17 protein-coding genes are annotated in these 12,506 nt (G+C 69.3%); 13 read left to right on the top strand and 4 right to left on the bottom strand.

What is annotated here, in order from left to right:
* Position 1: 1 nt before the first annotated feature.
* The 3 genes from Q0938_RS13805 to Q0938_RS13815 form a co-directional block, all read right to left on the bottom strand.
* Positions 2-574 (bottom strand): DUF3489 domain-containing protein, encoded by a 573-nt coding sequence (locus Q0938_RS13805; protein ID WP_299363379.1) that lies wholly within the window; start codon positions 572-574, stop codon positions 2-4.
* 90 nt (positions 575-664) lie between these two features.
* Positions 665-889, bottom strand: a complete 225-nt coding sequence (locus Q0938_RS13810; protein WP_299363382.1) for a hypothetical protein — start codon at positions 887-889, stop codon at positions 665-667.
* 41 nt (positions 890-930) lie between these two features.
* Positions 931-1,122 (bottom strand): hypothetical protein, encoded by a 192-nt coding sequence (locus Q0938_RS13815; RefSeq protein ID WP_299363384.1) that lies wholly within the window; start codon positions 1,120-1,122, stop codon positions 931-933.
* Between the two features lie 111 nt (positions 1,123-1,233).
* Here Q0938_RS13815 and Q0938_RS13820 point away from each other — a divergent pair, with 111 nt between their 5' ends.
* The 9 genes from Q0938_RS13820 (at position 1,234) to Q0938_RS13860 (ending at position 9,172) form a co-directional block, all read left to right on the top strand.
* A complete protein-coding gene (locus Q0938_RS13820; protein ID WP_299363386.1) occupies positions 1,234-1,830 on the top strand; it encodes a hypothetical protein in 597 nt (198 codons plus the stop codon).
* A gap of 115 nt (positions 1,831-1,945) precedes the next feature.
* Positions 1,946-3,862, top strand: coding sequence for a phage terminase large subunit family protein (locus tag Q0938_RS13825; RefSeq protein WP_366942760.1), 1,917 nt, complete (start codon positions 1,946-1,948; stop codon positions 3,860-3,862).
* Positions 3,863-3,865: 3 nt separating this feature from the next.
* The gene (locus Q0938_RS13830; protein ID WP_299363389.1) at positions 3,866-4,081 is read left to right on the top strand and encodes a hypothetical protein; all 216 of its coding nucleotides are present in this window, start codon (positions 3,866-3,868) and stop codon (positions 4,079-4,081) included.
* Positions 4,082-4,084: 3 nt separating this feature from the next.
* Entirely contained in the window at positions 4,085-5,620 is a 1,536-nt protein-coding gene (locus Q0938_RS13835; protein ID WP_299363392.1) for a phage portal protein, read from the top strand.
* A gap of 4 nt (positions 5,621-5,624) precedes the next feature.
* Complete coding sequence (locus Q0938_RS13840) at positions 5,625-6,800, top strand: head maturation protease, ClpP-related (RefSeq protein ID WP_299363395.1); 1,176 nt, start codon at positions 5,625-5,627, stop codon at positions 6,798-6,800.
* Positions 6,801-6,804: 4 nt separating this feature from the next.
* The gene (locus tag Q0938_RS13845; RefSeq protein WP_299363398.1) at positions 6,805-7,170 is read left to right on the top strand and encodes a head decoration protein; all 366 of its coding nucleotides are present in this window, start codon (positions 6,805-6,807) and stop codon (positions 7,168-7,170) included.
* Positions 7,171-7,221: 51 nt separating this feature from the next.
* Positions 7,222-8,235 carry a major capsid protein gene (locus tag Q0938_RS13850; RefSeq protein WP_145111165.1) on the top strand — a complete coding sequence of 338 codons (1,014 nt, stop codon included), beginning with the start codon at positions 7,222-7,224 and terminating at the stop codon, positions 8,233-8,235.
* The gene (locus tag Q0938_RS13855) at positions 8,235-8,546 is read left to right on the top strand and encodes a hypothetical protein (RefSeq protein WP_036731877.1); all 312 of its coding nucleotides are present in this window, start codon (positions 8,235-8,237) and stop codon (positions 8,544-8,546) included. The genes Q0938_RS13850 and Q0938_RS13855 overlap by 1 nt, the downstream gene beginning before the upstream one ends.
* Positions 8,543-9,172 carry a DUF6441 family protein gene (locus tag Q0938_RS13860; protein WP_036731875.1) on the top strand — a complete coding sequence of 210 codons (630 nt, stop codon included), beginning with the start codon at positions 8,543-8,545 and terminating at the stop codon, positions 9,170-9,172. The genes Q0938_RS13855 and Q0938_RS13860 overlap by 4 nt, the downstream gene beginning before the upstream one ends.
* A gap of 128 nt (positions 9,173-9,300) precedes the next feature.
* Here the strand turns inward: Q0938_RS13860 and Q0938_RS13865 are convergent, their stop codons facing one another.
* Positions 9,301-10,170: a cation transporter gene (locus Q0938_RS13865; protein WP_013654509.1), complete on the bottom strand. Its 870-nt coding sequence runs from the start codon at positions 10,168-10,170 to the stop codon at positions 9,301-9,303.
* Positions 10,171-10,217: 47 nt separating this feature from the next.
* Here Q0938_RS13865 and Q0938_RS13870 point away from each other — a divergent pair, with 47 nt between their 5' ends.
* The 4 genes from Q0938_RS13870 (at position 10,218) to Q0938_RS13885 (ending at position 12,494) form a co-directional block, all read left to right on the top strand.
* Positions 10,218-10,580 (top strand): metalloregulator ArsR/SmtB family transcription factor, encoded by a 363-nt coding sequence (locus tag Q0938_RS13870; RefSeq protein WP_013654510.1) that lies wholly within the window; start codon positions 10,218-10,220, stop codon positions 10,578-10,580.
* Between the two features lie 91 nt (positions 10,581-10,671).
* Entirely contained in the window at positions 10,672-11,091 is a 420-nt protein-coding gene (locus tag Q0938_RS13875) for an acyl-CoA transferase (RefSeq protein ID WP_119000849.1), read from the top strand.
* Between the two features lie 24 nt (positions 11,092-11,115).
* On the top strand, positions 11,116-12,057 hold the full coding sequence (locus Q0938_RS13880; protein WP_299363424.1) for a phage tail tube protein: 942 nt from the start codon (positions 11,116-11,118) through the stop codon (positions 12,055-12,057).
* Entirely contained in the window at positions 12,057-12,494 is a 438-nt protein-coding gene (locus tag Q0938_RS13885) for a hypothetical protein (protein ID WP_299363427.1), read from the top strand. The genes Q0938_RS13880 and Q0938_RS13885 overlap by 1 nt, the downstream gene beginning before the upstream one ends.
* The last annotated feature ends 12 nt before the right edge of the window (positions 12,495-12,506 follow it).

Here is a 12,506-nt window from a genome sequence, read left to right on the forward strand (position 1 = left end):
GTCAGGCGGCAGGGAGTTTGTACACGCGCCCCCGATCCTCGATCTTCTCCGAGGTGACCTCGAGCCCGAGCTTCTTCTTGATCGCCCCGGCCATCGCGCCGCGCACCGTGTGCGACTGCCAGCCGGTGGCGGCCATGATCTCCTCGATGGTCGCGCCGTCCGGCGCGCGCAGCATGGCGATCAGCGTGGCCTGCTTGGTGCCCTCGCGCGGCGTGCGCGCCTTGGGCGGGGCCTCGCTGTCGGTGGGCGTGTCCGGCGCGGGTTTCCCGGTGGTTGCCTCCGTCGCGCCCGCAGGCGCGGGGTTCGCGTCCACGGGCTCGATGCCGATGGCCGCAAGTCCTGCGTCGGTGGCGATCAGCGTGACGCCGTGGCCGTCGCCGGTCTCGCGCCAGACGGGCGCGCCCCTGCGGATGTCGGCGTCGACCTCTTCGAGGAAGCCCTTGGCGAGCATCGCGCCGACCACCTTGGCAGCGGCGCCCCCGCGCAGGCTCTCGGGCAGCGGCAGGGCGATGTGCTCGGGCCGCTGGGCGGCAGCGCTCAGGATCAAGGCCTGGGTGTCGGAAAGCTTGGTCATCGTCGTCTCCCGTATCGGGGCGCGCGGGATGCGGGCCCTTCTATGAGGTCGAGCCCGCCAGTCGGCGGGCGGGACCGGGAAGGCGTCGTCTCACTCGGCGTGCTCGCCTTCCCTGAAGGCGCTGTCGGTGATCTCGCGCAGGCGGTCGCGGTAGTGGTTCAGGGTGCCGACATGGCACCAATTCACCTCGTCGGGGCTGGTCTCGAAGTGGTCCGCGCTGAGGGCGGCGAGCCGCTCCAGCATCGCGTCGATGTCGGTTTTCGCAGCGATGAAGGCGTCGAGGGCGTTGGAGTTGTCGGTTGCATGGCGGGTCATCCTGGTGGCTCCGTGGTGCTCATGGCGTGGTCCCCTCAGGATCAGCTGGCGGCGCGGCGCCCGGCCTCATAGGCCTCCTCGAGCGCGTCGCGGATCGCCCAGACGGCGACGTCGTGGAAGTCGAGCCGGTCGGAGTTCCGGGTCTCCAGCGTCTCCAGGAAGAAGTGGCGCTGCGCGATCTCCAGGATCAGTGCGTCGGGGGCAGTGGCCAGGTCGGTCTTGAAGCGGGGCATGGCGGGGTTCCTCGGGTGCGTTGCATCGTCCTTGTGGAGACACGTTCCCTCTGTCTGCGACGCTTATCAACTCGATAAGCACATGATCTTTAATGACAATCGGAGCCGTCGATGCAGGGCATGAGCGAGCGCCAGTACGCCGCCCATGTCGGGCTGTCGCGGGGCGCGATCCAGAAGGCGAAGACGGCCGAGCGGCTGGTCCTCTATCCCGACGGCAGCATCAACGCGGCCGCCAGCGACGCGCGGCGGGCGGAAACGACGGACCCGTCCAAGACCCGCAAGCCACCCGCGCCGAAGCTGAAGCCTGTCCCCGAGGCGGCGGTGGCGGCTGTCGGCGACACGCTGCGCGAACAGGGGCTGGCGGTCCCGGCGGTCGGCGGCGGCACGACCTTTCTGCAGGCGAAGACGGCGAACGAAGTTCTGAAGGCGCAGGAGCGGCGCATCCGGCTCCAGAAGCTGAAGGGGGAGTTGATCGAGCGGGCCCGCGCGCTGGCGCTGGTGTTCCGGCTGGCGCGGGAGGAACGGGACGCGTGGGTGAACTGGCCCGCGCGTGCGGCGGCGCTGATGGCGGCCGAGCTCTCGGCGTCGTCCGGCGACGCGACGGGCCAGCAGATCACCGTGGAGCCAGCCGCGATGCAGAAGGTCCTGGAGAAACATGTACGCGCCCACCTCATTGAGCTCGCCGAGGTCCGGCCCGACTTCCAGTGAAGAGAACCGGTTTCGCGACAGCGAAACGCAAAGGTCCGGTGGACCTTTTCGAGGGACGAATGCCCGGAGCGCAAGCGAAGGGCCGGAAGATGCCCTGACGGACTTCGACGGCGCCGTGGAGATCCTGCGCGCCTGGGGCAACGGGCTCCGGCCCGACCCGGACCTGACCGTCTCGGAATGGGCGGACCGGCACCGGATGCTCTCGGGCCGCGCCTCCGCCGAGCCGGGGCGGTATCGCACGGTGCGCACGCCCTACATGCGCGAGATCATGGACCGGCTGTCGCCCGGCGATCCCACGCAGCGGGTCGTGTTCATGAAGGCCGCGCAGGTCGGCGCGACGGAAGCCGGAAACAACTGGATCGGGTTCGCGATCCACCAGGCGCCGGGGCCGATGCTGGCCGTCCAGCCGACGGTGGAACTGGCCAAGCGCAACTCGCGGCAGCGGATCGATCCGCTGATCGACGAAAGCCCCGAATTGCGGGAGCGGGTCAAACCGGCACGCTCGCGCGATGCGGGCAACACGATGCTATCGAAGGAGTTCGCGGGCGGCATCCTGATCATGACGGGGGCGAACTCGGCGGTCGGGCTGCGGTCCACTCCGGCACGGTACATCTTCCTCGACGAGGTCGATGCCTATCCGGCCTCGGCTGACGAGGAAGGCGATCCGGTCACGCTGGCCGAAGCGCGGTCGCTGACGTTCGCGCACCGTCGCAAGGTCTTGCTGGTCTCGACGCCCACCATCCGGGGCTTGAGCCGGATCGAGCGCGAATACGAGGCATCCGACCAGCGCCGGTTCTTCGTGCCGTGCCCGCATTGTGGGGCGATGCAATGGCTGAAGTTCGACCGGCTGCGCTGGCAGAAGGGCCGCCCGGAGACGGCGGAGTATCACTGCGAGGACTGCGAGACGCCCATCGCGGAGCACCACAAGACGGCGATGCTGGAGGGCGGCGAATGGCGAGCGACCGCCATGGCCGCCGATCCGACCACGGTCGGGTATCACCTTTCGGCGCTTTACTCGCCGATCGGCTGGCTGAGCTGGGAGCGGATCGTGCGGGCCTGGGACGCGGCGCAGGGGTCGATCGATGCGATCAAGGCGTTCCGCAACACCATCCTCGGCGAGACCTGGGTCGAGACCGGGGAAGCCCCGGACTGGCAGCGGCTGGCTGACCGCCGCGAAGCGTGGCGACCCGGGACGGTGCCTCCGGGCGGGCTGTTCCTGACCGCCGGCGCCGACGTGCAGAAGGACCGCATCGAGGTCGACGTCTGGGCGTGGGGTCGCGGGCTCGAAAGCTGGCTGGTCGATCACCTCGTGATCGACGGTGGCCCCGGCGATCCCGCCTGCTGGCAGCAGCTGACCGACCTGCTCGGGCGGACATGGGACCACGCCTCCGGCCAGCCGATGACGCTGGCGCGGCTCGCCATCGACTCGGGGTTCGAGACCAGCGCCGTCTACGCCTGGTCGCGCAAGGTCGGCTTCGCGCAGGTGGCGCCGGTGAAGGGCGTCGAGGGCTTCGCCCGGACCAGCCCGGTAACGGGGCCGACCTATGTCGATGCGACCGTTGCGGGCAAGCGGCTCCGGCGCGGGGCCCGGCTCTGGACCGTGGCCACCTCGACCTTCAAGGCCGAGACCTATCGCTTCCTGCGGCAGGACCGGCCGACGGCAGAGGAACGGGTCGAGGGCGCGGTCTTCCCGCCCGGCACGATCCACCTGCCGGACTGGGCGGACGGCGAGTGGCTGAAGCAGCTGACCGCCGAACAGCTGGTGACCGTCCGCACCCGACGCGGCTTCTCCAGGCTCGAATGGCAGAAGCTGCGCGAGCGCAACGAGGCGCTCGACACCCGCGTCTACGCCCGGGCGGCGGCGTGGATCCTCGGGGCTGATCGCTGGCCCGAGGCGCGGTGGGCGGATCTCGAGACTCAGCTCGGGGTGACGAAGCAGGACGCGAGCGAAGCTGGACCGGGAACCGCGGCGCCCGCTCAGAGGCGGACGGTGCCGCACAGGCGCACCGTGCGCTCCAGTTACATGAGGTGATCCATGGCCAAGGTCGCAGAGCTTCGCGCCCGCCGTGACGCGCTTTGCGCGCAGCGGTCCTCCGGCGTGGCGCGGGTCAGCTATGACGGCAAGACCGTCGACTATCGCAGCGTCGCCGAGATCGACCGGGCCATCGAGGCGCTCGACCGGGAGATCGCGGCGGCCGAGGGGCGGCGCATCGTGCGCCAGATCCGCGTGACGACGGCGAAGGGGCTCTGACCCATGGGTCTACTCGACCGCTTCCGCCGCCCGTCCCCCGGCGGCCCCGCCGCGGTGCGCGCCCGGCTCGAAGGCGCCATGGCCCGCCGCCGGCTGCGGGGCTGGAACCCGCCGCTCGAGAACATCAACACGCTGGTCGCCTCGGGCGGCCCGCGGCTGCTGGCGCGCGCACGCGAACTGGTGGTCACCAACGGCTATGCCGCCAACGCCTGCGAGGCCTTTGCTTCGAACCTCGTGGGCGACGGCATCAAGCCCTCGTCGCTGATCGGGGACGCGGAACTCCGCGACCGCGTCCAGCGGCTCTGGCTCGCCTGGACCGACGAGGCCGATGCGGACGGGCTGACCGACCTCTACGGTCTGCAGGCCATGGTGGCACGCGAGATGTTCGTGGCCGGCGAGTGCTTCGTCCGGCTGCGGCCGCGCCGGGCCGAGGACGGTCTGCTGGTGCCGCTGCAGCTGCAACTCCTGCAGTCCGAGATGCTGCCCTTCGAGAAGACCGAGACGGCGGCCAATGGCAACCGCATCCGCTGCGGGATCGAGTTCGATGGGATCGGCCGGCGCGTGGCCTATCACTTCCGCCGCCGCCATCCCGGCGACAGCACCGACCAGGGGACGCTCATCCCCGAAACGGTCCGGGTGCCGGCTGCCGACGTGCTGCACATCTATCGGCCGATCGACGCGGGGCAGATCCGCGGTCTGCCGCATGTCGCGCCGGCAATGGTGCGGCTCTTCCTGCTCGACCAGTACGACGACGCCGAGCTCGACCGGAAGAAGACCGCGGCAATGTTCGCGGGCTTCATCACAAAAACCGCGCCGGATGAGCCGTTGCTCGGCGAGGCCGAGGCGGACCTCGACGGAACCGCCATCGCCAGCCTCGAGCCGGGCACCATGCAGGTGCTGCTGCCCGGCGAGGACGTGAAGTTCTCGTCGCCCGCCGATGTGGGCGGCGGCTACGAGGCGTTCCAGTACCGCACGCTGCTGGCGGTCTCGGCCTCGCTGGGGCTGCCCTACCACCTGGTCACCGGCGACGTGCGGCAGGCGAACTACTCGAGCCTGCGCGCCGAGCTCGTCGAGTTCCGCCGCCGCATCGGCCAGCTGCAGCATGGCGTGATCGTACACCAGTTCTGTCGGACGGTCTGGCAGCGCTGGCTGGACACGTCGGCGCTATCGGGCGCGCTGGACCTGCCGGGCTACGGTTCGGCGCCAAGCCGGTTCCGTGCGGTGCAGTGGATCCCGCCGCGCTGGGACTGGGTGGATCCGCTGAAGGACATCCAGGCACAAGTGCTGGCGATGGAAGCCGGCATCACCTCGCGGCGCAAGGTGGTCGAGGCCACCGGCTACGACGTCGAGGAAGTGGATCGCGAGAACGCCGTCGATGCGGCACGCGCCGCGGAGCTGGGGCTCCGCTACCGCACCAGCCCCGGCGAGACGCAGGGCGCGCGGGCGACACCGGCGACGCGGGCCCGGCCTGGCGGTGGAACCGGCGAGGACAGGGGCGACGGTGCCGCGGCGACTGATCCCGCCACCGAACAGGAGTGACGACATGGCAAGCTGGTATGCGATCCGCGCCCGGGGGTGCGGCCGGGAGGACGCACGCGCGGAAGTGGCGATCTATGACGAGATCGGCGCCTACGGGGTCTCGGCGAAAGGCTTTCTCGCCGAACTCGGCGCGCTGCCCGATGCGGCGCCGATCGATCTGAGGCTGAACAGCCCGGGCGGGTCGGTCTTCGATGCCGTCGCGATCTACAACGCGCTCCAGCGTCACGCCGGCCGGGTCACGGTCTGGATCGACGGCATCGCCGCCTCGGCGGCCTCCTACGTGGCGATGGCGGGCGACGAGATCGTCATGCCCGAGAACGCCTTCCTGATGATCCACGATCCGGCCGGGCTGGTGATGGGCACGGCTGGCGACATGCGCGCCATGGCCGAGGCACTCGACAAGGTAAAGGCCAGCCTGGTCGCAGGCTATGCGGCGAAATCCGGCCGGCCGAGCGAGGAGATCGCCGCGCTGATGGCGGCCGAGACCTGGTTCGATGCCGGGGACGCGCTGACCCTCGGACTTGCGACCCGGATGGCCGAGCCGGTCCGCATCGCCGCCCGCTTCGACATCGACCGGTTCCGCAATGCCCCGCCCGCACTGGTCGAGGCGGTGGAGGCAGAGGGACCGATTGACGCTGCGCCGGACGGCGGCACCCGGGACGATGCGGTTCCGGAGACCGGGACGGTACCGCACGGCGGGTCGGACCGGGGCGGAGTGGCCGACGATGCTGCCGACAGCGGCGCAGGACCTGCCGCTGTTGCCGACACAACGGCCAGGGCAGCAACGCCTCAGGGGCATGTTGATCTTTCCGACATGCCCCGCGACGCGCCCGATACCGCGGCGGCGGACCCCGACCGTCCACCACCCGACCTCGCCCCGTCCGAGCCGGCCGCGCTCACGGCACCGATGCTCGCGCCTGCCGATCCCGTGGCGATCCGGGCGGAGGCCATCGCCCATGCCCGCGCCATTGTCGATCTCTGTCGCCTCGCCGGCCAGCCGCAGATGGCCGGCCGCTTTCTCGCGCAGGACGTCGGTCTCGACGAGGTGCGCATGGCCCTTCTCGCAGCGAAAGCGGAGGCCGAACCCGAGATCGCCCCGCATCACCCGCAGCCGGGGCGCAGTTCGGCCGCGCGCCCCTGGCGCGAGATCGTCGCCCGAAGCTTCAATCTGAAAGGATGACACCATGACCACGCTGGTCGAAGGCAAACACCCCGGCGGATTCCTCGTCTGGGAAGCCTTCCGTGACTACACCCGCGAGACGATCGCCGTCGCCGCGGGCACGCTCGAGCCCGGCACGGTGCTGGGCAAGATCACTGCGTCAGGCAAATACGCCGCGCACGATCCCGCCGCCGTCGACGGCACCGAGACCGCCGTCGCCGTGCTCTGGGCAAAGGCCGACGCGAGCGCCGGCGATGTACCGGCCGTTGCGATCGTCCGCGGCCCTGCCATCGTCAACCGCCACGACCTCGTCTTCGCGGGCACGCCCGGCGAGGGCGAGATCGCGGCAGCCCATGCGGCGCTCCTGGCCGCAGGCATCCTCGTCCGCTGATCCGCTGACCGGCCCGCGCCGCACCGACATTCCCGAACCGGAGGCATTCCCATGGCCACCATGGACATCTTCGAAGGCGATGCCTTCACCATCATCGAGCTCACCCGCGCGCTGGAGAGCATTCCGTTCCGACCGGCGCTGCTCTCGGGCTCGGCCCTCTTCTCGCCACGCGGCGTGCGCGCCCGCACCGTCGTGATCGAGAGCCGCGACGGCACGCTGTCGCTGATCCCGTTCTCGGAACGCGGGTCGGCCTACGAGCAGCAGATCCCCGACCGGCGCGAGATGCGTGCCTTCGTCTGCCGGCAGTTCAAGAAGCATGACGTGCTCTGGGCCTCCGAGATCCAGGGCGTGCGGGACTTCGGATCGGAAACTGCTACCCAGCAGGTCCAGACCGAGGTGGCCTACCGGCTGCGCAAGCTTCGCCAGGATGCCGAGACCACCTTCGAGTACCACCTCCTGAACGGCATCCAGGGGATCGTGAAGGACCCGAAGGACCACGCCACGGTGGTGAACTACTTCACCGAGTTCGGCATCAGCCCGGCCGCCGAGATCGACTTCGACCTCGACAACGCCACGCCCGCTTCGGGGGCGCTGCGCAAGCGCTGCCAGGCGCTGATCGAGAGCGTGGAAGAGTCGATGGGCGGGCTCTCCGCCGGTGCGGTGCAGGTCCGGGCCGAATGCGGCTCGGCCTTCTTCGCCGATCTCGTGGCCCACAAGGAGGTGCGCGAGACCTATCTCAACACCGCCGCGGCGGCCGACCTGCGGGGCCGGGTCGCCGACGAGGTCAGCTTCGGCGGCATCACCTTCCGCCGCTACAGGGGCGGCGTCGGCTTCGGCGTGCCGACCGACAAGGCGTACTTCTATCCGGAAGGCATCGAGGGGCTGTTCGAGATCTATTACGCGCCCGCCGACACCTTCGAGACGGTCAACACCCTCGGCCAGCCGCTCTACGCACGTACCATCCCCGATCGTGATCGCGACGAGTGGGTGCGGCTGGAGATCGAGAGCAATCCGCTGCCGATCTGCACCCGCCCGCAGGTGCTGCGCAGCGCGCGGCGGACCTGATGTCCGCCTTCGCGGTCGCCCTCAGTGCCCTCTTCGCCGATCCGAACATCGGAAGGGATGCCGTCTACATCGCTGACGGCGGCGCGCCCGTACTGGTGCGCGTCGTCGCCCGGCGTGCTGACGCCGTCACCGAGTTCGGCGATGCCCGGCTCTGGTCCGAGACGACCCGCATCGACCTGCTGGTCGCAGAGGTGGCGAACCCGCGCCCGGGCGACAGGCTCGAGATCGACGGCGACGCCTTCCTGGTCCAGGGCGAGCCCGTCCGCGACCGCGAGCGGCTAGCCTGGACTGTGTATCTGATACCTGCATGAAGCTGAATCTCGACATCGATCCCGACATCGTCGCGATGATGCAGGCGGAGATCACGGCCGGGGAGCGCGCTGTCACGGCCGCCATGCGCGAGGCCGGGACCGGGCTGAAGACCGCGTGGCGGTTGCAGATCACCGGCGCGGGCCTTGGCACCCGGCTCGCCAACTCGATCCGGAGCCAGACCTTCCCGAGGTCGGGCGAGAGCCTCGACGCCGCGGCGCTGGTCTGGTCCAAGGCGCCGGTGATCGTCGGTGCCCATGACACCGGTCCGCTGATCCGCTCGAAGAACGGGTTCTGGCTGGCGATCCCGCTGCCTGCCGCAGGCAAGTCCCTACGCGGCGGCCGGATCACGCCCGGCGAATGGGAGCGCCGCCGTGGCCTGCGCCTGCGCTTCGTCTATCGTCGCACCGGACCGAGCCTGCTGGTGGCGGAGGGCCGGTTGAACACGAAGGGCCAAGCGGTGGTGTCGCGCTCGAAGACCGGGCGCGGAAAGGTCACCGCGCCGATCTTCCTGCTGGTACCGCAGGTCAAGTTGCCGAAGCGGCTTGATCTGGCGAGGGATGCCGAGCGGGCGCACGACGCGGTACCGGGACTGATCGTGGCGAATTGGGTGGAGGCGAAACTATAGTCGGACGCGCCGGAAAAAGGATCTGGAGCCCTGACAGGCCCCGTCTATCTCGGCGGCCGAGAGATCGTATTCTGGTCCTGATGCCGCCTGCACGATCCGGCGCCCGAAGCCCGGTGACCGGCGTGGCCTCACGTGGCCACCCGCAAATCGGCCCGCGCGTCGCGGATGATCGACCACGAGGATTGCAGAAACAGCCCGGCGATCACTGCCGCTACAACGAGGTCGGGCCATGCCGTGTTAGTCCAGGCGACCAGACCCGCTGCCACGACGACCGCTGCATTGCCGATGGCGTCGTTGCGCGAGAACAGCCAGACGGCCCGAACGTTGGCATCTCCGGCCCGGTGGGGCAGCAACGGCAGAACGGCAACCACGTTGACCACGAGCGCGATCACGGCGAACAGGCCCATCAGTTCAGCTTCAGGCTGCTGCTGAACCAGTACGCGGTAGGCCGTGTTGGCGAGGACCCCGAGACCGAGCGCCCCGAGAAACAAGCCTTGGATCAGAGCGGAACGGGCTCGCCAGACCAGGCTCCAGCCGATCGCCAGAACCCCAAGGAAGGTGATCAGGCCATCGCCGAGGAAATCGAGCGCATCGGCTTTCAGGGCCTGCGATCCGGAAATGAAGCCGCCAACCATCTCGATGAGGCCGTAGCCCACGTTCAGCACGATCACGATCCACAGCGCACGCCGGTAGGCCGGGGTGATATGGCTCAAGTCCTTCGGAAGATCGTCGATGTCTCCCTCGTGATCAGCTTCGGGTCCGCCCAGCCGATCCAGTCGGTAGCCGATGCCCGACACCGCACGCTCCACTTCGGGCAGCTGCAAACTCAGGTCGGATACATGCACCGTCATGATCTGCGTGGCAGTCGAGACCTTCACGTCCTCGACCCCGGCCGACCGCACCGCCTTCTCGATCTTCGCGGCGCATGACGGGCAGTCCATGCCGGTGACTCTGTAGCGCGCGTGCTCAGCGTTGCTCATTGTGGCCGTTTCGCTCATTACGATCTTCCGTGGACAGACGAGGCTATATATCATTGCAGACTGATATGTCGAGCGAGACCGGAATCCTTCAGCAGGCTGATGCTCAAGTCGTCGAGTTGCGGGCGAAGCTTTTCCGCGGCTTGGCTGACTTCTCGCGCATGTCGATTTTGGCCGCTCTGCGTGACGGCCCGCTTTCGGTTGGGGAGATCGTTGGCGCCACCGGCCTGTCGCAGTCGAACGCCTCAAACCACCTGCGGTGCCTGAGCGAATGCGGGCTGGTTGTCGGAGAACCGGACGGTCGGTTCGTCCGGTATCGGTTGAGCGATCCGCGCTTGGACGAACTGATGAGGCTGGCCGACGACCTCCTGGCCGGGACCGCTCGGGGCGTTGACTCGTGCGAGAATTTCAAAGGAACGGGCACGGTCTGATCGACGGCGGACGTCCGCCGTCGTTGGCCTACGATCAAGACCGGGCGACGACGCCCGGTGCTGTGCCATTCGGATTTTCTTCGGTGACATCATGCCCAGTACACGCGAGGCCACGCTGGCGGCGCTGCACGCACGTCTTTTGACGGTGCCTGCCACAACCCTGCGCGGCGAGGTTCTGTCCGAGCGCGTGCCCGCCGCCGGGCTCCTGATCCTGCGGGACGGCGAACCGGGCGAGCCGGAGGTGACGCTCTCGCCTCTGCGCTACCACTACCAGCACCGCGCCGAGATCGAAGCGGTCGTGCAGGGCGCCGATCGGGACGCCGACTTCGACAGGCTGACCGCCAGCATTGGCGCGGCGCTCGCCGCCGACCGCACGCTTGGCGGGCTCTGCGACTGGGTCGAGGCGGAAGCCCCGCGCCCCGTAGACCTGCCGGTCGAGGGCGCGGCCAGCCTGAAGGCCGCCGTGATCCCGGTGGTGCTGCACTATTCCACGGCCGACCAGTTGGCCTGACCCCGACAACCCGAGGAGACCACCATGGCACGAGCCCAGGGGGCGCGGGCGCTGATGGCGCTTGCGTTCGAGACGACCTATGGAACGCCGCCCGTGGGCGGCTTCACCCGCATGCCCTTCGCCAGCACCTCGCTCGGCGCAGAGCAACCGCTGCTGAACTCGGAACTGCTGGGCTACGGTCGCGATCCGTTGGCGCCGATCAAGGATGCGGTGACGGCCGACGGCGATGTCGTCGTGCCGCTCGACGCCGAGGCTTTCGGCTTCTGGCTGAAGGCGGCGTTCGGCACGCCGACGACCACTGGTGCGGAAGCGCCGTACACCCACGAGTTCCAGTCGGGGTCATGGACGCTGCCCAGCATGGCAATCGAGACCGGCATGCCAGAGGTGCCGCGCTATGCGATGTATTCCGGCTGCGTGCTCGACCAGATCACCTGGCAGATGCAGCGCTCAGGGCTCCTGACCGCGACAGCGCGGCTGGTCGCGCAGGGCGAGACGGTGGGCACGACCACCAACGCCGGCACGCCCGCCGCGCTGGAGCTGAAGCGCTTCGGCAATTTCAACGGCGCGATCACTCGCAATGGCACGGCGCTCGGCAACGTGGTCTCGGCCGAGATCACCTATGCCAACAACCTCGACCGGATCGAGACGATCCGCTCGGACGGGCGCATCGACGGTGCGGACCCAAGCATCGCGGCGCTCACCGGCCGGATCGAGGTGCGCTTCGCCGACCAGACGCTGGTGACGCAGGCCATCAACGGCGAGGCCTGCGAGATGGAATTCGCCTACGTTCTGCCGTCCGGCGAGAGCTTCACCTTCACCGTGCACGCCGTCTACCTGCCGCGCCCGCGGATCGAGATTTCGGGGCCACAGGGCGTGCAGGCGACGTTCGACTGGCAGGCGGCGCGCGACAGCGTCGTCGGCCGGATGTGCACCGCCACCCTCGTGAACGATGTGGAGACGTATTGATGCTGACGCTCGACCTGACGAACGCGCCGCGCTGGCATGACCTCGCGCCCGGCGTCCGGGTGCAACTGCGCCCGCTGACCACCGCCCTGATGGTGGCGACGCGGAGTGACCCCGCCGTCGAGGCGGTGCCCGAGGGCGCCTCCGACGAGGAGCGCGCCGTCGCCTTCGCCAAGGCGCTCGCGCGGCGGGCGGTGCTCGCCTGGGAGGGCATCGGCGATGCCGACGGCAAGCCCATCGACCCGGGCCCCGAGGCTATCGATGCGCTGCTCGATGTCTGGCCCATCTTCGAAGCGTTCCAGCTGACCTACGTCTCCAAGGGTCTGCTGCTGGAGCAGGAAAAAAACGCCTCCGCGCTCTCGCCGAATGGTCCTTCGGCGGGGGCGAGCGATACTGCCAAGCCTGCCAAACAACGTGCCCGGACTGCCCGGCGCGGCTGAACCGCCCAGAAA

The sequence above is a fragment of the uncultured Paracoccus sp. genome (assembly GCF_947496875.1).
GTDB lineage: Bacteria > Pseudomonadota > Alphaproteobacteria > Rhodobacterales > Rhodobacteraceae > Paracoccus.